The organism is Salinicoccus sp. HZC-1 (genome assembly GCF_046736035.1).
Taxonomy (GTDB): domain Bacteria; phylum Bacillota; class Bacilli; order Staphylococcales; family Salinicoccaceae; genus Salinicoccus.
This window is the reverse complement of the sequence record NZ_CP177130.1, coordinates 1808159-1831071: the sequence shown is the minus strand read 5'-3', so window position 1 is coordinate 1831071 and position 22913 is coordinate 1808159. Positions and strand designations below refer to the sequence as shown.

General features: G+C 44.2%; 33 protein-coding genes. All 33 read left to right on the top strand.

Annotated elements, in window-relative coordinates:
• Nucleotides 1-2 precede the first annotated feature (2 nt).
• The gene (locus ACKRAT_RS09405) at nt 3-254 is read left to right on the top strand and encodes a hypothetical protein (protein WP_411842196.1); all 252 of its coding nucleotides are present in this window, start codon (nt 3-5) and stop codon (nt 252-254) included.
• Nucleotides 251-457 (top strand): hypothetical protein, encoded by a 207-nt coding sequence (locus tag ACKRAT_RS09400; RefSeq protein ID WP_411842195.1) that lies wholly within the window; start codon nt 251-253, stop codon nt 455-457. Before ACKRAT_RS09405 ends, ACKRAT_RS09400 begins: the two co-directional genes overlap by 4 nt.
• The gene (locus tag ACKRAT_RS09395) at nt 447-776 is read left to right on the top strand and encodes a hypothetical protein (RefSeq protein WP_411842194.1); all 330 of its coding nucleotides are present in this window, start codon (nt 447-449) and stop codon (nt 774-776) included. The genes ACKRAT_RS09400 and ACKRAT_RS09395 overlap by 11 nt, the downstream gene beginning before the upstream one ends.
• Complete coding sequence (locus tag ACKRAT_RS09390; protein ID WP_411842193.1) at nt 773-982, top strand: hypothetical protein; 210 nt, start codon at nt 773-775, stop codon at nt 980-982. The genes ACKRAT_RS09395 and ACKRAT_RS09390 overlap by 4 nt, the downstream gene beginning before the upstream one ends.
• A complete protein-coding gene (locus ACKRAT_RS09385; RefSeq protein ID WP_411842192.1) occupies nt 963-1208 on the top strand; it encodes a hypothetical protein in 246 nt (81 codons plus the stop codon). The genes ACKRAT_RS09390 and ACKRAT_RS09385 overlap by 20 nt, the downstream gene beginning before the upstream one ends.
• Nucleotides 1209-1215: 7 nt before the next feature.
• Entirely contained in the window at nt 1216-2064 is an 849-nt protein-coding gene (locus ACKRAT_RS09380; protein ID WP_411842191.1) for a DnaD domain-containing protein, read from the top strand.
• Nucleotides 2061-2432: a hypothetical protein gene (locus ACKRAT_RS09375; RefSeq protein WP_046790564.1), complete on the top strand. Its 372-nt coding sequence runs from the start codon at nt 2061-2063 to the stop codon at nt 2430-2432. The genes ACKRAT_RS09380 and ACKRAT_RS09375 overlap by 4 nt, the downstream gene beginning before the upstream one ends.
• Complete coding sequence (locus ACKRAT_RS09370; RefSeq protein WP_411842190.1) at nt 2407-3684, top strand: DnaB-like helicase C-terminal domain-containing protein; 1278 nt, start codon at nt 2407-2409, stop codon at nt 3682-3684. The genes ACKRAT_RS09375 and ACKRAT_RS09370 overlap by 26 nt, the downstream gene beginning before the upstream one ends.
• A gap of 11 nt (nt 3685-3695) precedes the next feature.
• Complete coding sequence (locus ACKRAT_RS09365) at nt 3696-4013, top strand: hypothetical protein (protein ID WP_411842189.1); 318 nt, start codon at nt 3696-3698, stop codon at nt 4011-4013.
• Complete coding sequence (locus ACKRAT_RS09360) at nt 4010-4138, top strand: hypothetical protein (RefSeq protein WP_411842188.1); 129 nt, start codon at nt 4010-4012, stop codon at nt 4136-4138. The genes ACKRAT_RS09365 and ACKRAT_RS09360 overlap by 4 nt, the downstream gene beginning before the upstream one ends.
• Nucleotides 4135-4740, top strand: coding sequence for a hypothetical protein (locus tag ACKRAT_RS09355; protein WP_411842187.1), 606 nt, complete (start codon nt 4135-4137; stop codon nt 4738-4740). Before ACKRAT_RS09360 ends, ACKRAT_RS09355 begins: the two co-directional genes overlap by 4 nt.
• Nucleotides 4741-5253 carry a dUTP diphosphatase gene (locus ACKRAT_RS09350; RefSeq protein ID WP_411842186.1) on the top strand — a complete coding sequence of 171 codons (513 nt, stop codon included), beginning with the start codon at nt 4741-4743 and terminating at the stop codon, nt 5251-5253.
• A gap of 53 nt (nt 5254-5306) precedes the next feature.
• The gene (locus ACKRAT_RS09345) at nt 5307-5507 is read left to right on the top strand and encodes a hypothetical protein (RefSeq protein WP_411842185.1); all 201 of its coding nucleotides are present in this window, start codon (nt 5307-5309) and stop codon (nt 5505-5507) included.
• A gap of 304 nt (nt 5508-5811) precedes the next feature.
• Nucleotides 5812-6249, top strand: coding sequence for a DUF1064 domain-containing protein (locus ACKRAT_RS09340; RefSeq protein ID WP_411842184.1), 438 nt, complete (start codon nt 5812-5814; stop codon nt 6247-6249).
• A 2-nt stretch (nt 6250-6251) separates the two neighbouring features.
• Nucleotides 6252-6659, top strand: coding sequence for a hypothetical protein (locus ACKRAT_RS09335; RefSeq protein WP_411842183.1), 408 nt, complete (start codon nt 6252-6254; stop codon nt 6657-6659).
• Between the two features lie 96 nt (nt 6660-6755).
• The gene (locus ACKRAT_RS09330; protein ID WP_411842182.1) at nt 6756-7109 is read left to right on the top strand and encodes a hypothetical protein; all 354 of its coding nucleotides are present in this window, start codon (nt 6756-6758) and stop codon (nt 7107-7109) included.
• A 155-nt stretch (nt 7110-7264) separates the two neighbouring features.
• Nucleotides 7265-7552 (top strand): hypothetical protein, encoded by a 288-nt coding sequence (locus ACKRAT_RS09325; protein ID WP_411842181.1) that lies wholly within the window; start codon nt 7265-7267, stop codon nt 7550-7552.
• 114 nt (nt 7553-7666) lie between these two features.
• On the top strand, nt 7667-7972 hold the full coding sequence (locus ACKRAT_RS09320; RefSeq protein ID WP_411842180.1) for an HNH endonuclease: 306 nt from the start codon (nt 7667-7669) through the stop codon (nt 7970-7972).
• Between the two features lie 128 nt (nt 7973-8100).
• Entirely contained in the window at nt 8101-8469 is a 369-nt protein-coding gene (locus ACKRAT_RS09315) for a hypothetical protein (RefSeq protein WP_411842179.1), read from the top strand.
• Nucleotides 8444-10177, top strand: coding sequence for a terminase large subunit (locus tag ACKRAT_RS09310; protein WP_411842178.1), 1734 nt, complete (start codon nt 8444-8446; stop codon nt 10175-10177). The genes ACKRAT_RS09315 and ACKRAT_RS09310 overlap by 26 nt, the downstream gene beginning before the upstream one ends.
• 15 nt (nt 10178-10192) lie before the next feature.
• On the top strand, nt 10193-11449 hold the full coding sequence (locus ACKRAT_RS09305) for a phage portal protein (RefSeq protein ID WP_411842177.1): 1257 nt from the start codon (nt 10193-10195) through the stop codon (nt 11447-11449).
• Nucleotides 11450-11459: 10 nt separating this feature from the next.
• Nucleotides 11460-12161: a head maturation protease, ClpP-related gene (locus ACKRAT_RS09300; protein ID WP_411844437.1), complete on the top strand. Its 702-nt coding sequence runs from the start codon at nt 11460-11462 to the stop codon at nt 12159-12161.
• A gap of 12 nt (nt 12162-12173) precedes the next feature.
• Entirely contained in the window at nt 12174-13355 is a 1182-nt protein-coding gene (locus ACKRAT_RS09295; RefSeq protein ID WP_411842176.1) for a phage major capsid protein, read from the top strand.
• 39 nt (nt 13356-13394) lie between these two features.
• Complete coding sequence (locus tag ACKRAT_RS09290; protein ID WP_411842175.1) at nt 13395-13673, top strand: head-tail connector protein; 279 nt, start codon at nt 13395-13397, stop codon at nt 13671-13673.
• Nucleotides 13673-13999, top strand: coding sequence for a hypothetical protein (locus ACKRAT_RS09285; protein ID WP_411842174.1), 327 nt, complete (start codon nt 13673-13675; stop codon nt 13997-13999). The genes ACKRAT_RS09290 and ACKRAT_RS09285 overlap by 1 nt, the downstream gene beginning before the upstream one ends.
• The gene (locus ACKRAT_RS09280; RefSeq protein WP_411842173.1) at nt 13999-14412 is read left to right on the top strand and encodes an HK97 gp10 family phage protein; all 414 of its coding nucleotides are present in this window, start codon (nt 13999-14001) and stop codon (nt 14410-14412) included. The genes ACKRAT_RS09285 and ACKRAT_RS09280 overlap by 1 nt, the downstream gene beginning before the upstream one ends.
• Before the next feature lie 4 nt (nt 14413-14416).
• Nucleotides 14417-14821: a hypothetical protein gene (locus ACKRAT_RS09275; protein WP_411842172.1), complete on the top strand. Its 405-nt coding sequence runs from the start codon at nt 14417-14419 to the stop codon at nt 14819-14821.
• Nucleotides 14821-15447, top strand: coding sequence for a major tail protein (locus ACKRAT_RS09270; protein WP_411842171.1), 627 nt, complete (start codon nt 14821-14823; stop codon nt 15445-15447). Before ACKRAT_RS09275 ends, ACKRAT_RS09270 begins: the two co-directional genes overlap by 1 nt.
• A 25-nt stretch (nt 15448-15472) precedes the next feature.
• Nucleotides 15473-16633, top strand: a complete 1161-nt coding sequence (locus tag ACKRAT_RS09265; RefSeq protein WP_411842170.1) for a hypothetical protein — start codon at nt 15473-15475, stop codon at nt 16631-16633.
• 52 nt (nt 16634-16685) lie between these two features.
• A complete protein-coding gene (gene gpG / locus ACKRAT_RS09260) occupies nt 16686-17081 on the top strand; it encodes a phage tail assembly chaperone G (protein ID WP_411842169.1) in 396 nt (131 codons plus the stop codon).
• Between the two features lie 62 nt (nt 17082-17143).
• Entirely contained in the window at nt 17144-17281 is a 138-nt protein-coding gene (gene gpGT / locus ACKRAT_RS09255) for a phage tail assembly chaperone GT (RefSeq protein ID WP_411842168.1), read from the top strand.
• 44 nt (nt 17282-17325) lie between these two features.
• A complete protein-coding gene (locus ACKRAT_RS09250; RefSeq protein ID WP_411842167.1) occupies nt 17326-22059 on the top strand; it encodes a tape measure protein in 4734 nt (1577 codons plus the stop codon).
• Complete coding sequence (locus ACKRAT_RS09245; RefSeq protein ID WP_411842166.1) at nt 22052-22897, top strand: hypothetical protein; 846 nt, start codon at nt 22052-22054, stop codon at nt 22895-22897. Before ACKRAT_RS09250 ends, ACKRAT_RS09245 begins: the two co-directional genes overlap by 8 nt.
• Nucleotides 22898-22913 lie beyond the last annotated feature (16 nt).

The window sequence follows — 22913 nt, the reverse complement described above, 5'->3', positions numbered from 1 at the left end:
ATATGCAGACACTGGAAGAAAAGGATGCACGGATAGAAGCGCAGGCGGAGAAGATTAAAGAACTGAAAGACGAGAATCAGCTGTTGATGGATGAAAAGCATGATTTAACGATGTGCCTGAACGATGTCTCGAAAGAACTTGATACACAAAAGACTATCAATCAACAGCAGCGGCTCAAACTGCACCAAGTGCATGCGAATTATACACGCAGTGATGCGAATTGGGATAGCCGGCCGAGAGAGGTGTCGGAATGAGTAGAACTGTAATAACAAGACTTGAAATTATGTTGCCAGAATCATTAGAACTTTATTTAAAAGGAACGAATGGCGTTAAATCAATTTATGATGACGGCGACGGTTTTTCAATAATATTCGAAGATGATACAGTGCGATTTTTCAATAATGCCGTCCCTTTAAAAGTTGATTGGGAGATGGGGAGTGAGCAGGATGGAGTATGAAAAAGAAATAGCACGTCTAAAAAAAGAACGAAATAAATCTGCTGAAAAATACAAGGAAGCGGAAGATGAATGTTATATAACTGATTCAGAGATTTGGTTGAACGACATCGAAAATTTGGATTATCAAATATATATTCATGAGCAAGCTGCCAAAGCAGATGCGAATGAAGCTAAGGCGCAGGCGTTTGATGAAATAGCACAAATTTACGATGAAAACACTGGATTGGGAGAACAGGATGAAGATTCAACTAACTTTGAAACGCTTGTAGGAGAAGTGGGCTCCGTTATTAATAGTGTAGAAAGCGGTGGTTCTGAATGAAATATGGATATATCGTGAGAATTGGACATTGTTTTTTCAGGCACGGAAACACGGATGCTCATATAACCAAAGAATTATCAAGAGCCGTGTTCTTCACTAAAAAGAAGGAAGCAATTGAGACGGCTAATAGGTATGGCGGTAGAGCATTGGAAATTCAACTGACTGGTATTGAAGGGAGTGATTCAGATGGCTCGCACCAATCGTAAATGGGAATACACAGATGAACACCTGGCCATTGCTGCAGAGAACGGAATCAGTAAGAGAGTGTTCAGGCAAAGACTATATCAAGGGATGTCGGTCGAAGATGCGATGACACGGCCGATAGGCAAACAGGGGCCAAAGCAGATAGCGGACAGGGTGGAAGTGGTTACCGTAGTCAAACCAACACCTTGGTACTTGTATCAATATTACGGAATGTTTGGGAAGTGGTGAATAAGACATGAGCAAACACAGATTCGTGCACGTCTCATTTTGGCAAGATTCGTTTGTACTGGATCTGTCTCCGGAAGAGAAATATTTTTATCTGTATCTGATGACGAATTCGAAAACCTCACAGATCGGCATATATGAATTACCAAAAAGAGTGGTCGAATTAGAAACAGGTTACAACCGTGAGACCGTTGATAAATTACTCAATCGATTTATCGAATACGGAAAGATTCAATACAACGATACTACCAAAGAAATCATGCTCATCAATTGGGTGAAGCACAACTGGAATTCAAGTCCGAATGTATTGAAGCATATCGCAGCTGCCCTCAAAGAAGTGAAACATGAGGATTTTATAAAAGAATACCTCAAACAAGCGGCTGTCATTGAAGATGATGATAAAAAGATACGTCTTATAAGCCCCTTGCAAGCCCCTTATAAGCCCCTTGGTGAGTCTATGGAACAAACTAAACTAAAGAAAAAGGAAACTAAAGAGAAAGAAAAAGAAAAACTAAAGCCGCAGAGAGAGACAGATATCAGAGATTTGGTTGATTATTACGAAAAACATTATACAACCATTACAGGACCGTCAGTTGTCGAGTCGTTTGAAGAAAAACTAGATAAAGGATTCACAAAAGAAGCAATTCTTAAAGCGTATGAAATTGGTAAGGAGAATGACAAAAAAGAAAACTGGTATATCAACGGTATTTTCAAGAATTGGGATAAGGCAGGCACATATACTCTTGAAGAAATCAATGCAGCTGATAAAAAAAGGGCGACATCTAAAGCGGGCAAAGATCCCCTTGCTGACGTATGGAACCTATCCGATGAAGAATTACAGAGGAGGTACGGAGAATGAGTGCGAACGAAGCGAAAGAGATACTGCACGAAATATATATCCTTTATCCAAACTTCAACAGAAACAATTTTGATAAATTCAATGAGACCTGGCTGATGAAACTGATGAAGGGTGACTACAAAAAGACTAAGCGCAAACTGATGGAGTATTCGGAGGGTAATCCTTACCCACCAGCACTGGCCGATGTCCTGGTCAAAGAACATAAACCGCATCAGCAAGTGGATATGACCATCAAAGAAGACCGCGAGCGCGTCGCTGCAGAAATGGCGGACCCGAAGAAGCGTGCGGAACGTGAAGAGAAACTAAAGAAGTTGGCAGCAATGGAGGAAAGGATGAGGAAAGATGTTTACGAGCGAACCGATACTTGATGAACTGGCACACCATGAGACACAAGTCCTTTCCCGCACACTGCAATACCCGGAATTAAAAAATCAGCTTAAATTGGATCCTTCATGGTTCTATGACCAGCGCCACCAAGCGATTGCCAAAAAAATAATGAGCGACCCGGACTTCAACAAAGAAAAACTCGTGACCGAATCCATCCGCAATAAACAGAAATATGGGGATGTCGAATTCATTCAAACGATTATCAACTATGGTGTCGCTTCCGGTTCCTCTGCAGAACATCTGACTGATCAGAAGTTCGTCCTGCTTAAATTCGTAGAACGTGAAGTGGCCAAAGCAGTGAATGAGTACCAGCAAGACCCAACCACTGAAAGTCAACTTAAATTAAGCAAGCGCATTGAAGCATTGAATAAACTCGATTTCGGAGACAGTGATCAAAAGTTTGAAATTCTAAGAGAAATTATGGGCGACCTCACCTCTGAAGAGAAACGCGCCATCATGAAGACCGGATTCAAGGAACTGGATGATATCATCGGCGGCTTTGAAATGCAGCAGCTGAATGTAGTGGCAGCACGTCCAAGCATGGGAAAGACAGCTTTTGCACTGGAACTCGGAAAGAACCTGGCAGACAGCGGTTCAGAAGTCATATTTTGTTCAATCGAATCCACAGTGAAAAACATGACCCAGCGGTTACTTTCTTCAATCTCACACGTCGGTCTGTACAAATTTAAAGAGCCGGTGAAGCTGATGAGCAACGAAGAGGTAGATAAGGTGATGGGCGCGATTGATATTTTCTACAACAAGGATATGAAGATCGTAGAGGAAGCAGTCGTCACACCGAATATGATCCGTAAAATGGCCAATAATATACCGGAAGACAAAACCGGCTTTATCATCATCGACTATCTGCAGCTGATGGAACCGGATGAAAAACTCAAAAGCAAGTATGAAGAGGTGTCACAGGTGTCCAGAGAACTCAAAATCATTACACAGGAGTTCCCGAACGTGACGATTATCGCGCTGGCCCAACTCAACCGCGGTGTCGAAATGCGCCAAGACAAACGGCCGATGATGTCCGATTTAAGAGAATCCGGCCAATTGGAACAAGATGCGAACATGATTATGATGCTGTACCGGGATGACTACTATCACGATGAGGAAAATGCACAACCCGGCGCGCCAAGTCCATTAGAGTTGATTGTTGCTAAAAATAAAGACGGGGACCGCGGCACGGCAAACCTTAAATTCTATAAGCATATCCAAAAAATATATTAGGAGGGACGGTGATGAGCATCCTGGAGTTACTCAACAGTTTTAACGGACATATAGAATCAGCCAGGAAGTTCCAGGGTGATGATGCCGCTGCTGTTCGAACGTTCACGATATACAAGGATATTATTTACTACCTGGTCGATTCCGGAAAATTAGAAATGACGGATGATCAAGAGAAGTTCTGGGCGTTCTCGAAAGAATTCACGATATCCGCCATGTACCGTGTTGCCAATAATTACCGCCGGAAAGAGGGGTTGCCGCTTCTGGACTTTAAGGAGCCGGCATACCACAACAAAGAAAATAAACTGGAAGACTGGAGGGCTAATCAATGACCGCGCTCATTACACTCGTATTCATCGCGCTAGTCGCAATCATTATCACTGCCGTTGTTCTAACCGCATCTGAAATACAAACGATGCTCATCAAACGCAGGCATGAAAGAAGGTGGCGCGAATGACTGAAATACTAGCTGGAGTATTATGCGCACTTTTATGGATAACGATACTCATTTTCGAAACCGACATTTTCAAAAAGCATATAGTGCCTTTGATATCTAAGAAAGAACCGGACGAAATAGAGATGTTGGAACAAACGCTTTGGAGGAAAAATGAAGAACTTAACCGCAGAAATCAAATAGAGATGTTGTCCAGTGAAATAGAACGTCTGGATGAACATTTATACCCGGAATATAAAGAAGAGCGTAGAGAGCGTTTAAATGACTCTATGGATGCTTTGATGTATTCCCTAGATAACGAATCCAAACGACCGTCTAACCCGAAACGGAAACAGAAAGCCGAATCCATTCGGTATGGCGAGAAACCGCACACACCGATCAATCAATTAAAACCTGTGTTCTGTGCTCAATCGAATTGCGACAGAGTGTTTCTTGCAGAAATGCCGCATTCCTTCTCGAATTGGTTTTGCGATGAATGTTCAGCCAAGAAAGCGAAAGAACCAGGGCCGACGTATCCGGAGAAAACGAAAGCATATGCAGATAGCGTTGTAATCGAAGAATCAACCACTTATCCACCACTTAAAAATGTAGGAGGGACAAAATAAATGACACTCACGTTAAGCCTTAAATCGATTAGGTATCTGCTTAAACAGCAGAACAAGTTGGATCTGCAGATAAAGAAATCTAAAGACATTACGAATAAAGAGTGGAAAAACAATTTTATTCATAAGCACTCTCTAGCATTAAACGTCGAGGTATCCGAGTTTATCAACGAATGTACGGACATCTGGAAGTATTGGAAAGACAAAGCACCTGATTTGGATCAAGTGCTGGATGAAGCGATAGACGTTATCCACTTCCTAATGTTGCATTGGAACAAGCAAAGTGGTGCGCCAGCTGCGTTGAAAAATACTCACTGCCTTTATGCTAAAGGATTTGATGATTTACCTGTGGATGACGAAGCATTGGAACAATTACAAAATAACGATGATATCGCAATGAAGTTGATGATAGTGCTTAAAGTCCTTGAACATTACGGCTTCACCGAACAGGACATCATTGATCAGTATGACAAAAAGAATGCTATAAACTTCCAACGATTGGAGAGTGGATATTAATGAAAATCTATAAAGTAACCTTTGATTGCCAAATGAAAGATATGCCGCTGGTTATGCAACCGTACAGTACGTATGTAGAAGCCGACAGCGAATACCATGCAGTTAAACGCGGATGGATGGTTATCGAGTCCAATGATGAAAACTTGAAGAAGTTAAACATTTCATGTGCTGCTGTCAAAGAGGTAAATGAAGCGCGATCAGTCAGTGTCTTTATGCTAGATGGCAACGAAACAAAAACATCTGTGAGTGAATAGGAGGGATAGTAATGGACAAACACCGAGGCCATAAGATATATCAGACACACGATGGCATATGGGCTTACGCAGACAATGATATACCGGTTGCTTATGACCCTAATCGTTCATGTGGGCATTGTGGCTTGACTAACACACCAGAAGGACACGACGGATGTCTCGGCACATTACCTAGAGTGATGAATGCTTGCTGCGGACATGGACATGATTCACCCTATGTGCAATACACAGATGGCAGTAGCGTTCATGGTGGATCAGCCCGATTGGATATACTATATCTGAAAACATTGAAGGAGTGACATCATTGACCAAATACGGCGCACAAAAGATAACAGTCGACGGCATCAAGTTCGACTCAAAGGTCGAAGCTGAATACTACGAACATCTGCTGCTTAAACAAAAGGCGGGATACATCAAAGAGATAGAGCTACAGCCAGTGCTCAATATCCATCCAGCCTTTGAGTATTACGGCAAGAAGCGACAACGGATGTATTACAAGTTAGATTTCCGAGTGAAGTATCATGATGACTATGAAGTATGGATTGACATCAAAGGCATGGCGACACCGGATGCAAAGATGAAACGCAAGATTACTGAGTACATGCATAAGGATAAACATATCATCTGGATCAGTAAGTCGATTAAATACGGCGATAAGTACGGCTTCATAGAGTATGACGAACTCGTAAAGATTAGAGCAGCGAATAAACGGGCTGCAAATAAAATGAAGAGGGGTAAATAAATATGACTGCAATTATCGATAAAAACAAAATGAGAAACATTAACCATGCGAGCGAACTGATATTCAAAACATTTGGGATTGATTCCATGTCTGTGAAGTTGAAGAAGCTGGAATTCACAGACATGCATACGCGATTCATTATCGAATGGACAGGACTTGATGTATCACTCGATGCCACTGTAAAGAGCGGGCAGATCAAAGACAAATGGGTGCGCAGTAAGTATGATGTCGAGTTTGAAGCCGAACAGCATGAGCGCCTGAAGCATCTGCAGAATGAACTGTATAACCAGGACGATATCAATGACGATGTATTCGAAGATCAAGAGTATGATCCGGCTCGGGGCTATGTGGAGAAGGATAAGGCAGACGAGCAGGAAGCACTGGAGTTGGATAGAGAAGAGACAGAGTAGAAAGGGTGCTGCACCTTGTACTTGATAAACGACATAAGGCAAATCATAAACGATTATCATTGGAAGAAGAGGCTGATACAGTCTCAAGTGTATGAGATGGATAGTACATCCACTGCACAGTACGGCATCGAGTCTGCCATGCCGAAGGCGCAGGGAGAGACAGGAGACAAGGTCGCATCCATTGTAATGCGCAATGAGAAGGAGCGACAGAAGCTGGAGAAACTAATCAATGAGGTGTCCTTCATTGATATACATGAGTCGCATATCCACAGTGATAAGAACTATCACATCCTTCAGCTGCTCAAGCAGGGGGAGAGTAAGCAAAGAATAAAGGTGCTGCTGAACATGAGCAATGGCAATCTGTATAAGCGGATTGACCAGATCGTCATCATATTATTCAATGCGCAATCGGATATAGAAAAGAAGGATAAGAAGAAATGGAAACATTAGAGGGAATGGAAGGTCTGACAGGGATTATTCTTTTTAATATCAATCGGGTTATACTGTGGTTGTAAACAATTAAAGCAGCAGATAAATAGTATATGTGGTATCCGGCTCACTTGCTCACGCAGGTGGGCCTTTCTTAATTCAAAGGGGATGGTGGTATGTCTCATGAGGATGAAGCAATAGCCTATGCAGTGAATAAGTTCCACGGCTTAGGTGTGGCGGTGAGCCACGAAGGGATAGAGACTGTACTGGACTATGTAGATGAGTATTACGAGAAGGTATATGTACCGGAGAATGATGTGGATGTCGTGTTCTTTACACCGGAAGATGTAGTCAGCTACATCAGTGACACCAGGCCAGACATACCAGACACAGTGATCCATACGATACTCGATGCCAGGCAGGCGTTCATTGATAGCCTGACAGTAGCAGAGCGCGAAGACTGAAAGGGTGAAGCATATGATTACTCAATGCAGTAAGACACTATGCCAAAGCTTGAGAGGATGTGATCAGCTATGTTGATAAGAGTAGCTGTATCTTGATAGTCATAGAGGTGACTGATGATGGTCAGGCATAAGCAGGAGTACGATTGGTTCTATCAAAAGAAAGCTTGGAAGTTGACAAGAGCAAAGGCATTGGCAAGAGATAATTATACTTGTCAAAAATGTATGGAAAGAGGAGACATCAAGTCTGCGGAATTGGTCCATCACATTGTTTATGTTGAAGAGGATATCCAAAAAGCATTGCAGCTGGATAATCTCATTTCTCTTTGCCATACATGCCACAACAATATTCACAAGCACGACAACAAAAGAAAGTCAAAACCCAAAACAGAAAAAAGAAATGTCCGAGTGATAAAAATTTAATACCCCCCTACCCAAAAACTGTGAGATCAGCCGCTAAAATAGCGGCGTCAATCGCTTCGCTCGCACCGCGGAAGGTTTTCTCCCATAAGGGGGGGTTAGGCAAATTCTTTAATTACATGATGAAGGTGGTGAATCTATTGGCAAAACTCTCAGCTAAGAAGCAAGACGAATTGATTGATGAAATTATCGAGAAATGGAACGAAATCCTCTCCGATATCGATGTGACAAAGCTGGAAGCAGCTCAAAACTTGATAGAAGAAGCGGCCTTCATGCAGGTCACCCTCTCGGAACTGAAGAACAAGATCAAAAGAGAGGGCGCAACCTACGTCATGAAAAACGGAAAGCAGAATATGCGGGTTGAGCACCCGGCGCAGAAAAGCTACAACACTATGATTAATAGATACACTACCGCCTGCAACCATTTGATTGCCCTACTGCCGAAAGATGAAAAAGTGGTTGTGACAGACAAAGATGGCGACGACTTCGACGACTTCTAAAGCAACCACTGGCGTACTGAAGGTGCTGGCTAAACCTTCGAAAAGGTTGCTCACTACCTGGTACGCCGAGCAGGTCGCAAAGGGCAACATCATGGCTGCAGAATATGTAATTAAAGAATGCGAAAGACATTTGGAATTTCTGGCACGTGACGACCACGAATGGGAATTTGACGAAGCACTTGGCCATCGGCCGGTTCGGTTCATCGAGAAATACTGCAAGCCTACAAAAGGGGACTACGACCAACTTATTATGCAGGGGTGGCAACACTTCATATTGGGATCTCTTTTTGGTTGGGTGCATAAGGAAACAAAGTTGAGGCGCTTTAAAGAGGGCCTTATTTTTGTGGCCAGAAAGAATGGAAAGTCGACAATCGTCAGTGGAACGAGCATCTACGGCGTGTCCAAAGATAATGAACGCGGCGCTGATGTAGTCCTTCTGGCCAACTCGATGAAGCAGGTCAAACGAACCATCTTCGACGAAACGAAGAAGATGATAAAGAATTCTCCTGCACTACAGAAGCGTTTCCGTGCGCTTAGGGACATCATCCATTTCGATGCGACCGATTCATCCATTGAGCCGCAGGCGAGTGATAGCGAGAAGCTGGACGGCCTCAATACGCATCTGGGCATCTTTGATGAAATCCACGAATTCAAGAACTATAAATTGATTTCCGTCATCAAAAACTCCAGGCAATCCAGGAAGCAGCCACTACTGATTTACATCACGACTGCGGGCTATCAGCTTGATGGCCCACTTGTAAAAATGGTGGAGCAGGGGAAAGACGTGCTCGATGGATTGTTCGATGATGAGCGCACCTTTTATTATTTGGCTTCACTGGATGATAAAGATGATATAAACGACGCTGAGAATTGGATTAAGGCGAATCCGAACATGGGCATCAGCCTTAATCTGGAGGAAATGGAAGAGGAATGGCGCAAAGCAAAAAGAGATCCTGAAGAACGTGCAGATTTCATCACGAAGCGCTTTAATATTTTTGCAAACAACGAAGAAATGGCACTGCTTGATCTCGACACAATAAAGAAAAACGATGGCACAATCGATTTCGAGGAACTGCGCGGTGCAACTGGCATCGGCGGATATGATCTGAGTAATACAGAAGACTTCACTGCTGCAAGTGTGGAATTCCCACTGCCAAATGGATCCATTGCAGTGCTTTCTCATACATGGATTCCAGAAGAGAAAACGAAATACGACAATGAAAAGATTCCTTTCAAAGCTTGGGAAGATGCCGGACATCTAACGATTGTTCCAGGTACGCACATCAAGCATGAATTGGTGCTCGAATGGTTTGAGGAGATGGGGGAGAAGTATAACATCGAAGTTATTGCATACGACCCTGCAAATGCTTACAGGCTAAATACTGAAATGGAAAACAAGGGTTTTAAAACGCAAGTGGTCCGTCAAGGCGCAATTACATTGAGCCCGGTATTGAAGGATATTAAGACGATGTTCCGCGAAGGCAAAGTAATTCACAATAGCAATCCGGTGCTTAATTGGTACTTGAAGAACGTAAAACTGGTGGCAGACCGCAATGGCAATTTGCTGCCGTCCAAACAGAACAGATACAGAAAGATTGATGGTTTTGCAGCATTGCTTAACAGTCATGCACATACAATCGATAAATTGGTCACACCAAAAGGCAATGGCAACATGAGCGTTGTCTCTCTTGATGATTTGATGGGCTAGAAAGGTGGTGAGAGAGTGAAATGGTGGCAAAAACTAGAACAGAGATTAGGGAGCACCGCATACAGCGGTCCAAAGCAGCAAGTCACAACGACTGCTTCAAGCGATTTATCAGTGTTTGAAAATCGTTTGTTCTGGGGAATCGAAAACGCTGAACTGGCAAACAATGAAACAATCTTCAGTGCAATTACCCGGTTGTCGAATACAATGGCATCCCTACCGATAAAGTTATATCAAAATTATGAGACGTTGAATAACGATGTGGCAGACTTGCTGACAACGCAGCCGAACAATTACACGACACCTTATAATTTCATCAATCTAATCGAGACGACACGAAATGAAAAAGGCAATGCGTATGTATTCATTGAGCGTGATGTGTATGGGCAAGCGGTGCAACTGCATTTATTAAACTCTGACATTGTTTCGATGGCCATGGACAAAGATAAAAAGGATTTGTACTACATTGTTAAGGGCAATACAGACAAAAAGATGATCATACATCAAATGGAGATCCTGCACTTTAAACACATTCATGGTGCATCAACACTGAAAGGCATTTCCCCAATCTCCGTGCTTAAAGGCACGATTGATTTCGATGTGTCAGTCAGAGAGTTCAACATGAAGGAGATGAGTACGCCTGACAGTTTTAAGATTGAATATGGTGCGACAATTACTGATGAAAAGAAAGCAGAGATTGTTGAGAACTTTAAAAGTTTTTATAAAAACAATGCAGGTATTCTTTTTGAAGACGACGGCATCAAAATCGATCGATTGGAGAAAAAGTACGTTAGTGAAGATTTGATAAAAACAGAAAACATTACACGTTCCAGAGTGGCCAACGTCTTTCAAATGCCGTTGGCTTTTTTACATGGAGAAAATGCAATGAGTTTCTCGAAAACGGAAGATTTAAACCGCTATTACCTGCAGCATACGATCATTCCGATGTGTAAGCAGTATGAGGAAGAGTTCAATAAGAAACTACTTACCAGGCAGGACCGGAAGAACGGCATGTATTTCAAGTTCAACGTGCATGCGCTGCTGCGTGGGGATGCATCCACACAAGCGGAAGTGTACTTCAAGAAAGTGCGCAGTGGCATCAATACAATCAATGAAATCCGCGCATTGGAAGATTTACCACCTGTTGAAGGAGGAGATGTGGCAATGATCAGCGGAGACTTATATCCAATTGATACACCGATTGAAGAGCGTAGAGGACTTGCATCGAAGGGAGGTGGAAACAGTGCCGAAGGAACAACAGAGGGAGAAAAATAAATACTTCAAAATGAAACGTAATGGAAATGTCGGAGAAGTTTGGATTTACGGTGATATCATGCCTTTCAAATGGGACGACACAGACGTAACAGCGACTGATTTTAAGAATGAGTTAGATGAACTGGAAGATGTAAAAGAATTGAACGTCTACATCAACTCTGGTGGTGGCTCGGTATTCGAGGGCATCGCAATCTACAACATGTTGAAACGTCATAAAGCAAAAGTAAATATCTATGTGGATGCATTGGCTGCATCCATCGCAAGTGTCATCGCAATGGCGGGTGACACTATTTTTATGCCGAAAAATAGCTTAATGATGATCCATAACGCGTGGATGATGGCGGTTGGAAACGCTGAAGAGCTCAGAAAAACGGCCGATGACCTGGATAGAATCAACGAATCATCCAATCAGGCTTACCTGGAAAGGGAGCTTACGATTTCAGAAGAGGAACTTCAACAGCTGCTCGATGCCGAAACTTGGTTGAGTGCTGACGAGTGTCTGGAATATGGTTTGTGCGATGAAGTGATTTCATCCAACCAGGCAGTTGCAAAAGTGTCTGACGATGTGATGAAAGCGTACAAAAAGACCCCGAAAACGGTCAAAAACATGGTTGAAACACCTGAAAATGCGACGATTTCCGATGAAGAACGCAAAAAAATACAAGATTATCTGCAGACAGTAGATACAAAATTACAAAATATAAATTTATAGGAGTGTTTATCTATGCCAACTATTTATGAAATGAAAGAAAACCGAAATAACATTGGCCAACAACTGAAAAAAGAAAAAGAAGCGTTATACCAAATGTCTAACGATACTAGTGTATCTATGGAGGATATCCAGGCGAAAAAATCCCGTATTACGGACATTGAACAGCGTTTTGACATTGTTTCAGAACAATTGCAGGATGCTGAAAAACTTCAGAATGACCAAAATAAGAAAATGCAGTCCGATTTTTCCCAACTTGATGACGAAGGTAAAAAAGTAAAAGCCAAAGCGGAGGTCTACAGAAGTCTCCTGGCCCCTGACACTTATGGCAAGCCTTCAAACGAAGCGCTTCAGCTGCTTCATGCACTTCCGGATGGTAACACTTCAGGTGGGGAAGACCTTCTTCCTACAAACATGATCAAAGAGGTAATCACTGAGCCGACTGTCACGAACAAGCTCAGGGAACTGTCTCCAGCGTCCAATATCAAGGGTCTTGAGATGCCGAGAATCATGTTCACAATTGACGACGATGATTTCATCACGGATACACAAACTGCGAAAGAGGTTCAAGCGAAAGGTGACTCCGTAACATTCGGACGCTTCAAAGCCAAACTGAAAGTTGAAGTTTCCGATACTGTTATTCATGGCTCCGACATCGACCTGGTATCATACATCGAAAATGGGCTGAAGTCTGCTGCAGCTGCCAAAGAAAAGCGCGGTGCCCTCACTACTACGCCAAAAGCCGGTGAAGAGCACATGTCATTCTATCAGAGTGGCGCCATCACACAGGTGGACGGCGAAGATATCTACAATGCGGTGCTCAACGCACTTTCTGATCTGCACGAAGATTACCGCGAACAGGCATCTGTTGTAATGAGATACTCTGATTTTGTCAAAGTAGCGAAACAACTTTCCAACGGTACGACCGATTTCTTCAATGCACCACCTGAACGCATCTGGGGTGTGCCAGTAAAATTCATGGACGGTGCCGTGAAACCAATCGTCGGCCAATTCACTTACTTCCGCCTGAACTACGACGGTTCCACATACGATACTGACAAAGATGTGGACAAAGGCATCTACAAGTTCGTGCTTACTGCTTGGTACGATCAGAAGCGTCTACTTGACTCTGCATTCCGAATTGCAAATGTAGCTGGAACTACTACTACAACCACTACAACTGCAGCAGGCGTTTAATAGCACATAGAAGCATTGAAGTGGGTGATGTAAATGTTAATGACTGGACTTAAAGATTTTCTCCGAGAGGATGGCGTTCTGAATGATGGATTGATTGAAATGTTACAAGATAGCGCCGAAGCAGAATTACTTGCTTCGGGCGTTCCTAAGTACGTTGAGACTGATCCGGAATATCCTGTATACAAAATATGCTTATTTCTCATGGTTTCGCGGGATTATGATAAGCGCGTTTTGGAAGATGTAGAGCAGCGGACATTGGATAAGAACATCCTCCGCATCAGGAAGTTTCCATCCTCTACAGAAGAAGGTGGTTCCTGATGAGACGATCACTTAATAACAGAGTGAAGTTCTTCGAAATCGGTTCATCTGGTCCTGAAGCGCACGGAGAAGAGTATATAGAAGTATATGAGTGCTATTGCGAAGATTATGAACCATCAACGAAGGATTACACTGTGTTGTCTGCTCCGGCAGGTAAGAAGACAGTGACAATCATCATTCGTGACAATTACAAAGAATTCAAGCCGGATTACAACCATTCATTTGAGTTGCAGTCCGGCTATTTTAGTGGGACGAAATTCAATATTCAAAACGTATCTCCGGATGACAGTAAAACACCGCAGATAAAGATCGTAGGTGAGCGCTAATGTTCACATTCAATGTTGACGGCATCGAACAAACGCTTGCAGACCTGGAATCAATATTCAGCGAACAGAACCTACAAAAGATTAAGGATAAGGCACTTGAAGAGGGCGCAACATTCATGAGAAACAAAATTCATGCTGCTCAACTCAAAACCAAAGACACCGGCGCAATGGCAAGTGAAGTGACATTCAGTGACCCTCAAACCATAGATGGTGAGCGCGTTGTCACCATCCACTGGAAGGGTCCAGACAATCGTTACAGAGTGGTTCACCTGGTCGAAAACGGATTCTATGATCGCAGCGGCAAGTTCATCAAACCGGCTGGATACGGGCAGATAGAAAACGTCCTGGCATCCAATCAGGCGAGATATATACAAATCGTTCAAAATTCCATTGCCAGACAGATTGGAGCGTGACCGGATGGATATTCTCGGAGATATTTACGAACTGATTAAAGATGACCCGCTGCTCATTGAGTATGTGGGTCCTAATTATATGTATAACGACATGCCAGATGTTCAAGAAGTCGAATCTGCGTATATCGCAATCAATCCAATCGTAAACGGTGTGCCAGTCGATTATGCAGATGGCAAACGCATTGCAGACGCCAAATCGGCGCGTGTTGATGTGTTGCTTAAAACACTGGCAATCACGTCAGGTAACCCGCGTTTAATCACTGCAGATATCATGGAGCGCATCGCAGACATTCTGGATGATAACTACTACTCACAAACAGCAAGCTTTACACCGGAATATGACAAAGACCACCAGCTATACCGCGAATCAAGAAGTTTCGAAATAAACTATTATAGGAGTGATTATTAATGGAACAAGCTAAGACACCGAAAGCGTATATTAATATCAAAGATTTAGGCTTTGCACCAATTGCAACAGAAGATGGCGGCACAGCCACTTACGGCGCACCGATTCAAACGCGTGGACTGAAAACGGTCGGACTGCCTGCGGGCGGCGAAATCACAGTCGCATGGGCGGATGGCGCACCAATCGAATCCGCAGTCGGAGACGGTGAGCCAACGCTCACACTCGGTCTGCACCAACTCTCCCCGGAGATTGAAGAAATGATTTTCGATAAAACGTTTGATGCATCAGGAATCTCTGAAGAAAACTGGGGCCATCAGCCAAAACCGGTCGCAGTATGGTTCAAGTCTGAACGCAAGGACGGCAGCTATAGATGGACCGGATTCAAGAAAGTCCTATTCGCACCGCCGGAAGAAGAGCGCGCAGCGAAAGAAGGCGAAATTGAATTCGGAGAGTATTCCATCGAGGGCCGTATCATGAAAGTGGAAGGCTCTGAGGCTAAGAAAATAATGGCAGATACCAGACGCTCTGGCGAAACACCGTTTAACGATGACACATTCTTCACGCGTCTGCTTGGTGATTCTTATACGCCTAACACAACAACAACGACTACAACTGCAGCAGGCGTTTAATAGCATATAGATTGGAGGTGGCAACATGAAATACATCATGTGCCAGCCCTCAAACAATCGGTTCAAGTGGGAAGTAGAAGTGGCGGTATCAGACCTCATCAATCATGGGGCGGCTGATATCGTCCTTTTATTTCTGAAAGAGAATGATTCCGTGGTGCGATACTTCGAAGAGAAATACGATGTGGCAGTGCATGTGTACGATGACAAACGATATGACAAGGCATATATCCCATCGATTAAACCGTATCTGTTTTACAGATATCTATCTGAAGATCCCGCCAGGGAGTCATTCGATTATTTTTTCATGGACAGTGACATGGTGTTCAGGCAGCTTCCAGACTACGATCGAATGCCTGCTGATAGTAATAATTGGTATGGCTCTGATTGTAATAACTACATGAATCTGGAGTATTTAAAACAATGCACCAATTCGGAAACCTTAATTAAAGGCATGACGGACATTGTCGGTGTGGATAGGCAATCTATCGAGGATATCAACAATGACTCCATAGGCGCACAGTATGTCATTTCTAGACCTACTGCCGAATACTTCGAGAAGGTGTACCGGGACAGCATCAAGCTATGGCAGTTCGTGAAAGATTTAGATACTAGCTTCCAGAAGTGGACAGTCGAGATGTACGCGACGCTTTGGAACATGCTCTATTTCGGCATCACACCACACGTTCATGAAGAAATGTATTTTGTATTTCCAACAGACGATATTGATATATATGAATCCGTAAACATATTGCATAACGCAGGCGTGACGCCCGGACACAACGATCTTTTCAAGAAATCAGATTATATCAACAAAGATCCCTTAACGGTCAATCACGACTACGTTAATAAAAGCAAAGCAAGTTATGCCTACGTGCAAAAAATGAATACATTAAAACAAGGAGTGAATGAAATGGCTGTACAAGTGCATGGCGTTTTAAGGAATTTTACAGACCTCCAGGATGGCGACAAGGTCTACCTGGCGGACGAGCATTATTACATTGGGGATTCCGACGATGACAGAACGAAAGAACTTAGAGGCTCCAATAATAAGCAAGGCGCACCAGTTATCGAAGCATTGACGAAGGATGAGCTTCTGAAGGTGGCTGAAGATGAAAATATCGATGTCGACAAGAAGGCCAAAGTCGCAGAACTGCACAAAGCCGTAGCGGATCACTTGAACAAGTAAGAGCGGGGAAACCTGCTCTCTATTTTTTTATACATGAAAGGGAGAATTACACATGGCGAATAAACTCAAAAGAAATTATATCCAACTCGTAGAAGGCGAAAAAGACAACGGGGAGCCAATCCTCGAAACATATTTGACACCGCACTTTATCACAGCTGACCTCTGGTATGAATGTATCGACGTGATGGACGAACTGGAGCAGATGGAAGAAAAGCAGAAAGCAGCAGAAGGCGAAGAGAAACAGAGCATGGCTTCCATGATGAAGAAACAGATGGATATGCTGATGGACACTACGGTGAAAATCTACGGCAAGCAATTCACTAAGAAAGATTTAAGGAGTAAACTCCATGCGCCGAATATGATTGAAGACTTGCAGGAACAAATCCAGTTTATCGCAATGGGTCAACAAGACGAAGCAACAAAAAAGTTCGTGGAGAGCAAATCCTAAGAACAGAAGATTTCTCCTGGAGGAAGCAGCGTGAGAATTTCGACAAGATATTGAAAGACGGCATGAAGGACGGCAAAGACATCAACGAGATGTTGAATATGCCGATGGCGTACATGCTTTCAATACTGTCTGAACAGAATACTAATATGACAGATGAAGAAGAGGAAAGAGTCCTCGATCGCTTCCTGGATTCTATCTAGCACTCGCATGAGTGCTTTTTTATTTGTTGGAAAGGAGGTAACACATGGCAGATCGCATACAAGGACTTTCCATTGGACTTGGCATGGATTCGACGGAAATCAGTCGCTCGATGTCTGAAATCAAACGGTCTTTCCGCGGATTAAACTCCGCAGCGAAAATCACGACCAACAATTTTAAGTACGGTGCGAAAGATGTTAATTCTTACAAGAAAAACCTCGCATCATTAAGCGACACAACTGAAAAGCAACGGAAAAATGTTGATGCACTCGGCAAGCGGTACAGCGCGGTTGTAGAAGAACAAGGCGCATCGTCCAAAGCGGCGCAGACACTCGCTGCGGAATATAACAAGCAAGCGGATAGTCTGAACAGACTGGAGCATCAACTGAAGGCGGCTGAAGATGGATTACGCGGCGTTTACGATGAATCCAGTCGATTGTCCAAAATCGGGGACACATTCGGCGGCATCAGCAAGTCGCTCGGCAATGTGGGAAGTTCACTTCAGAATGTCGGCTCGCAGATCAAAGATGTCGGCGGTAGTTTAACACGTAATATCACGTTGCCTGCCTCTGCTGCAGCACTCGCTGTAGGGGGCCTAACTGCTAAATTCGGCTGGGATCGTCTGGTCGGCCTGGACAGTGCACAAGCGCAGTTAAAAGGGCTTGGATACAGCACTGAAGAAGTCGGTAAAATATCCGATCAGGTAACATCCGCAATCGAAGGCGGCATGACCACAATGGCAGAAGGGACATCCGTCGCAGCCGGTGCACTCGCAGCCGGTGTGGAAGAAGGCGCAGAACTCGAGAAGTATATCAAACTGGTTGGCGATGCCGCCGTCGGTGCGAACAGGCCCGTCAATGAAATGGCAACCATATTCAACCGTGTCCAAGGGACTGGGCAGTTAATGACTGGCGAATTGAATCAAGTGGAAGACAGTCTTCCGGGGTTCTCCCAGGCCATGGCAGACCATTTAGGCGTTTCTTATGAAAAGATGCGTGAAATGGTCACCGCAGGCGAAGTGACATCCAATGACTTTATCACTGTCATGGACGGGTTTGCTGGCGATATGGCCGCAGCCTATTCAGATTCATGGGCCGGTATGGTCGCAAATACCAAAGCTTATATCGGAATCATTGGAGAAAACTTACTCGGTGGCGTATTCGAGCAATCGAAAGCGTCCATTGCAGAGTTTATTGATTTTCTTAAATCTGATGAAGTGGTCGAATGGGCGAAAACAACCGGTGCTGCAATTGGAGAAACATTCAGTAATATTGTGACGAAGGTTCAAGAAGGCATTACATGGTTCAAGAATCTCGACACTGAACAGCAAAAACTAATTGGAAAACTTGCGCTCGTCGCAGTAGCGGCTGGACCATTACTGACGGTATTTGGTGCAGTAACCATATTCGTTGGTAAAGTGGTCAGCGTGTTCGCTGGCCTGTTCGGTGGTCTAAGTACATTATTCGGGTGGTTCGGGAAGTTGTCGGGCGGTATTCAAATGATGATTAAAGAGGGGAAAAGCTTCGCGCAAGTATTTCCTAAATTAAGTAAAGTCATCACTCCGATAGTATCCATTTTCAGTCGTTTCGGCAGTATCGCCATGACAGTAATAAGACCGGCATTCACAGCAATCAGAATCGCTCTAGTCGCTCTCACAGGTCCTGTCGGCATCGTCATTGGTGTAATATCCGCGCTTGCCGCCGGATTCGTATTTGCATATAAACGATCTGAAACATTCCGAAACTTCATAGATGGATTAAGAGATAAATTCATGCAAGGAATAGAGTGGATTACTAAATTCAAAGATGGTATCCTCGGACTCTTCAAAGACGAAGGGGATTCCGGCATTGATATTCTCACGTCTATCGGTTTATCAGACGGCATGGTACAAAGGCTGTGGGATATATCCGGCAAGTTTATGGAGTTCTACCACAAAATTAAAGGCGGTATTACCGGGATTATCGACATGTTCAAAGGCGATTGGATGGGCGGTCGAAGTATTCTAGAAAGAGTCGGGTTTACACCGGACCAGATTCTCGGCATAGAAAACTTTGTCATCAAAATAACCTATTCATTCCATTTATTGAAGGAGCGTATCGGTACAGCACTCTCGGCAGTTAAAGGTGTATTCACTAGCATATTCAATGCTATTACTGCCTGGTGGGATGCGAACGGCCCGGCCATTATCGGTGCGGTAACCGGCGCCTTCCAACGGGCGAAGAATTTAATCGGCCAAGTTTGGTCTTCCGTGAGCGGCGCATTCATGGCGGCTTTCAACTTCATCAGAAATTGGTGGGCTTCGAATGGCCAAGCGATACTTGGTGCGGTCGTATCCGGATTCCAGTGGATGAAAGAAACGGCGGGACTGGTCATCAACTTAATTGTTGCAGTCATCCGTCGCGCGTTCATCATCGGACAGACATTGTTCAATACTTTTTCAACCGTAGTCAGCTTTATCTGGTCGAAATTATGGAACGTACTGGTTGAAGCGGTTCGCATTTTTGCTCCGATTGTACAAGGGATTTGGAATACTTTATGGTCCGTCATTAAAAATACGATTCAGATTTTCGCTCCAATAATTTCCGGAATTGTAAAGACGGCCATTAATATTATCACTGAAACTTTCCGGATTTTTAAACCAATTGTTATGGGAATCTGGAATACTTTGTGGCCGATTTTGGTCAACGTGATACAGGGCGCCTGGTCCCGCATGAAGTTAATTGTGGGTATTGGTATGGACCTCATACAGGGCATCATAAAGACAGCGACAGCCATTTTAAACGGCAACTGGTCCCGCGCCTGGGAAATGATTCGGCAGACTGTGTCCTCAATCAAAGACAGAATCGTTACGCATATTACAGGAATGAAAAATAGAGCGATTGCATTGATTCAGCAACTCGCTGGGGGTGCGATTCAGTGGTTCCAGAATATGTGGACTAATTTGACGAATAAAGCGACTGACTTGAAAAACAGAGTGGTATACACTTTTAACTCACTCAAACTACTGGCTGAATCGAAAATACGTGAGATGGTCGCCAATGTAGTTAGATGGTTTATTAACCTATACAACAGAGTATCCAACACGGTAACCGATTTGAAAAATCGAGCGGCCAGAATATTTAATAGCCTCCGTGACCTAGTGGTCGGCGCAGTCACTACACTACGCGACAGATTGGTTCGCGGGTTCACTCGGATTTACAACACGATACGAGACAAAATGCAGGCTGCGAGGGATAAAGCAGTCAGCTTTGCAACATCCATGAAAGACGGCGCGATCAACCAATTCAACAACTTGGCAGACGGCGCGCGTGACATGATGAATAAAGTCGGAGAATGGATTGACAACAAAAAGCAGTGGGTAGTCGATAAGGCAACTTCACTCGGTACTGGCATCGCCAACGCCGCCATTGGTGGCTTCAATAAGATGATTGGCGGTATCAACAACGTTGCAGGCATGCTCGGCTTCGATGGTAATCTCATCAGCAAGATTCCGACATACTCCACAGGTACAAAAAACCACAAAGGTGGCGCAGCCATCGTCGGTGATAAAGGACCCGGTAACGGTCCGGGCGGCGGCTCCAGCACACGCGAGTTGATCGAACTACCGAACAAGAAGCGTTACCTGGCAGATGGTAACCTATTGATTCCGAACCTGCCGCGCGGTGCGAAAGTATTTAACAACAGAGACACAGAAGGCATTCTCGGGAGCGGCTCCGATGAAAATAGCGGATTCTTTAAAACCATCGGGGACTTTGCGAAGAACACGTACAATTCAGCAAAAGAAAAAGTCTCCGGCGCATTCAATTCAGTGAAGGGGTTCGTTTCTGACATCTGGGATTACGCAACAGATCCCGGTGCATTGGTCGGGGACCTCATCAGCAAGCTTGACTTTGGTTGGGACTTGCCAGATGCAGCACTCGACTTTGCCAAACTTGGCGTGAATAAACTAAAAACTGTTGCCACAGACTTTATCAAAAATCTGTTCGAGGAATCAGGCGGACAAGGCGACGGCTCCCACATCTTAGGCAAGTCCACGACGCAGACGTTCGGACGCTACTCTGGCGGTCTAAGCTTCAATGGCGGGCGACACTACGGTGTGGATACGGCGCACGTCTATGACAAGCTATTAAGCCCGGTCAGCGGTGTCATCACTAAAATTTGGAAAGACTTCGGTGGCGGTAATTCCATCCAGATGAAAGCCGGTAAATATAACTGGTGGTTCATGCACATGAAGAGTATCGCCAAGAAAGTCGGCGACAGTATCAAGGCCGGCGACACCTTGGGGGTCACTGGTAACACAGGGAACTTCACAACTGGTCCCCACCTGCACACGCAGGTTATGGAAGGTGGCGTAGGGAACAAATACGCTATCGATCCAGTACCTATCCTAAAAGGATTGACAGGCTACGCCACAGGCGGCCTGGTAGGAAACGGCATCTATCGACTTGGCGAGGGCGGCTATCCGGAATATGTAATTCCTACTGATCCAAGCAGAGCGACTGAAGCAATGAAACTGATTGCACTCGCTGGTAAAGATGTTGGGAATAAACGTCCGAATCAACTGCCGAACGTCGGTGGCTCTGAGGATAACGATAACGATGTAGTCAATGCGCTCGTAGAACAAAACGGCATCCTCATGAAGATGTTGGAAAAACTGACCGGCATTGAAGCGAAAGACTTATCCATCGGAGACGAAGAAATCGGACGGTCAAATGACAGGTACAATCAGAAGAAATCAACCAAGCATTCACTATTAGGAGGTCGACCAAGTTATGTTTAAAATTTATGATTTAGAATATAATCCAGTCGGCTTTCCGGTGGATAAACTGGGATATGGATTGAAAGGGCTCGATATCAGTATCGGGCCTGTTTTATATAACTCCATCTATAGTGAGTCAGACGGCGGCAGTGACGCGCCCATTAAGCGTTATCCATCAGACAGGAGCGCAAGTATTCAAATACTGTTTACTGCCGCAGACACCATCGACTGGCGTTTAAAACGCAGTCAGATATACGAGTTCTTCAGGCGGCTCGGCGTATTCTATATCGCAGAGAGTCATGAACCGTTCAAACTGTTGAAAGTCATTGTGGATGAGGATTATGAATTTGAAAGACCCGTCACGATCTGGGGACAGGCAGAGGTGCCATTGAAGGTGCTTAAACCGATATTCCGTAAATCCCTCCACACGTCAATGACCATCGACGAGGAAGGCATGAAGTTTAACGATAAATGGGCCTATGGCATGGGAACCTGGTTCCCAGAGAACTATTGGCAGTATTCATTCACGAATGAAGACCCTACCTTTTATAACGCAGGCACAGAAGCAGTGAAGCTGATTCAGCAGAAAGACAGTGAAATCACTTTAATCATCAACTCTGCGCCACCGAATGACCTGATTGATATTGACGACGGTGTGACGACATTCAAGCTATTTAAAGCATGCGTTCCAGGCGACGTGTTGAAAATCAGCGGACACAAGGTAACCTTGAATGGTGTGAATGTGATGGGGGATACCAACGGTAATTTCCTTACCGCTAAAAAAGGGTGGAATTATTGGGATATCCGAGGTGTGACTGATTTTGAATTCAAGATAGACTTTAGATTTTTATATGACTAGTCTGCGGACTGGTCAT

What these genes read in the sequence shown, in the direction of transcription:
- ACKRAT_RS09405 (WP_411842196.1), top strand. Translation starts at nt 3, where the DNA reads ATGCAGACACTGGAAGAAAAGGATGCACGGATAGAAGCGCAGGCGGAG.
- ACKRAT_RS09400 (WP_411842195.1), top strand. Translation starts at nt 251, where the DNA reads ATGAGTAGAACTGTAATAACAAGACTTGAAATTATGTTGCCAGAATCA.
- ACKRAT_RS09395 (WP_411842194.1), top strand. Translation starts at nt 447, where the DNA reads ATGGAGTATGAAAAAGAAATAGCACGTCTAAAAAAAGAACGAAATAAA.
- ACKRAT_RS09390 (WP_411842193.1), top strand. Translation starts at nt 773, where the DNA reads ATGAAATATGGATATATCGTGAGAATTGGACATTGTTTTTTCAGGCAC.
- ACKRAT_RS09385 (WP_411842192.1), top strand. Translation starts at nt 963, where the DNA reads ATGGCTCGCACCAATCGTAAATGGGAATACACAGATGAACACCTGGCC.
- ACKRAT_RS09380 (WP_411842191.1), top strand. Translation starts at nt 1,216, where the DNA reads ATGAGCAAACACAGATTCGTGCACGTCTCATTTTGGCAAGATTCGTTT.
- ACKRAT_RS09375 (WP_046790564.1), top strand. Translation starts at nt 2,061, where the DNA reads ATGAGTGCGAACGAAGCGAAAGAGATACTGCACGAAATATATATCCTT.
- ACKRAT_RS09370 (WP_411842190.1), top strand. Translation starts at nt 2,407, where the DNA reads ATGTTTACGAGCGAACCGATACTTGATGAACTGGCACACCATGAGACA.
- ACKRAT_RS09365 (WP_411842189.1), top strand. Translation starts at nt 3,696, where the DNA reads ATGAGCATCCTGGAGTTACTCAACAGTTTTAACGGACATATAGAATCA.
- ACKRAT_RS09360 (WP_411842188.1), top strand. Translation starts at nt 4,010, where the DNA reads ATGACCGCGCTCATTACACTCGTATTCATCGCGCTAGTCGCAATCATT.
- ACKRAT_RS09355 (WP_411842187.1), top strand. Translation starts at nt 4,135, where the DNA reads ATGACTGAAATACTAGCTGGAGTATTATGCGCACTTTTATGGATAACG.
- ACKRAT_RS09350 (WP_411842186.1), top strand. Translation starts at nt 4,741, where the DNA reads ATGACACTCACGTTAAGCCTTAAATCGATTAGGTATCTGCTTAAACAG.
- ACKRAT_RS09345 (WP_411842185.1), top strand. Translation starts at nt 5,307, where the DNA reads ATGCAACCGTACAGTACGTATGTAGAAGCCGACAGCGAATACCATGCA.
- ACKRAT_RS09335 (WP_411842183.1), top strand. Translation starts at nt 6,252, where the DNA reads ATGACTGCAATTATCGATAAAAACAAAATGAGAAACATTAACCATGCG.
- ACKRAT_RS09330 (WP_411842182.1), top strand. Translation starts at nt 6,756, where the DNA reads ATGGATAGTACATCCACTGCACAGTACGGCATCGAGTCTGCCATGCCG.
- ACKRAT_RS09325 (WP_411842181.1), top strand. Translation starts at nt 7,265, where the DNA reads ATGTCTCATGAGGATGAAGCAATAGCCTATGCAGTGAATAAGTTCCAC.
- ACKRAT_RS09320 (WP_411842180.1), top strand. Translation starts at nt 7,667, where the DNA reads ATGATGGTCAGGCATAAGCAGGAGTACGATTGGTTCTATCAAAAGAAA.
- ACKRAT_RS09310 (WP_411842178.1), top strand. Translation starts at nt 8,444, where the DNA reads ATGGCGACGACTTCGACGACTTCTAAAGCAACCACTGGCGTACTGAAG.
- ACKRAT_RS09300 (WP_411844437.1), top strand. Translation starts at nt 11,460, where the DNA reads ATGAAACGTAATGGAAATGTCGGAGAAGTTTGGATTTACGGTGATATC.
- ACKRAT_RS09295 (WP_411842176.1), top strand. Translation starts at nt 12,174, where the DNA reads ATGCCAACTATTTATGAAATGAAAGAAAACCGAAATAACATTGGCCAA.
- ACKRAT_RS09290 (WP_411842175.1), top strand. Translation starts at nt 13,395, where the DNA reads ATGACTGGACTTAAAGATTTTCTCCGAGAGGATGGCGTTCTGAATGAT.
- ACKRAT_RS09285 (WP_411842174.1), top strand. Translation starts at nt 13,673, where the DNA reads ATGAGACGATCACTTAATAACAGAGTGAAGTTCTTCGAAATCGGTTCA.
- ACKRAT_RS09280 (WP_411842173.1), top strand. Translation starts at nt 13,999, where the DNA reads ATGTTCACATTCAATGTTGACGGCATCGAACAAACGCTTGCAGACCTG.
- ACKRAT_RS09275 (WP_411842172.1), top strand. Translation starts at nt 14,417, where the DNA reads ATGGATATTCTCGGAGATATTTACGAACTGATTAAAGATGACCCGCTG.
- ACKRAT_RS09270 (WP_411842171.1), top strand. Translation starts at nt 14,821, where the DNA reads ATGGAACAAGCTAAGACACCGAAAGCGTATATTAATATCAAAGATTTA.
- ACKRAT_RS09265 (WP_411842170.1), top strand. Translation starts at nt 15,473, where the DNA reads ATGAAATACATCATGTGCCAGCCCTCAAACAATCGGTTCAAGTGGGAA.
- gpG (WP_411842169.1), top strand. Translation starts at nt 16,686, where the DNA reads ATGGCGAATAAACTCAAAAGAAATTATATCCAACTCGTAGAAGGCGAA.
- gpGT (WP_411842168.1), top strand. Translation starts at nt 17,144, where the DNA reads ATGAAGGACGGCAAAGACATCAACGAGATGTTGAATATGCCGATGGCG.
- ACKRAT_RS09250 (WP_411842167.1), top strand. Translation starts at nt 17,326, where the DNA reads ATGGCAGATCGCATACAAGGACTTTCCATTGGACTTGGCATGGATTCG.
- ACKRAT_RS09245 (WP_411842166.1), top strand. Translation starts at nt 22,052, where the DNA reads ATGTTTAAAATTTATGATTTAGAATATAATCCAGTCGGCTTTCCGGTG.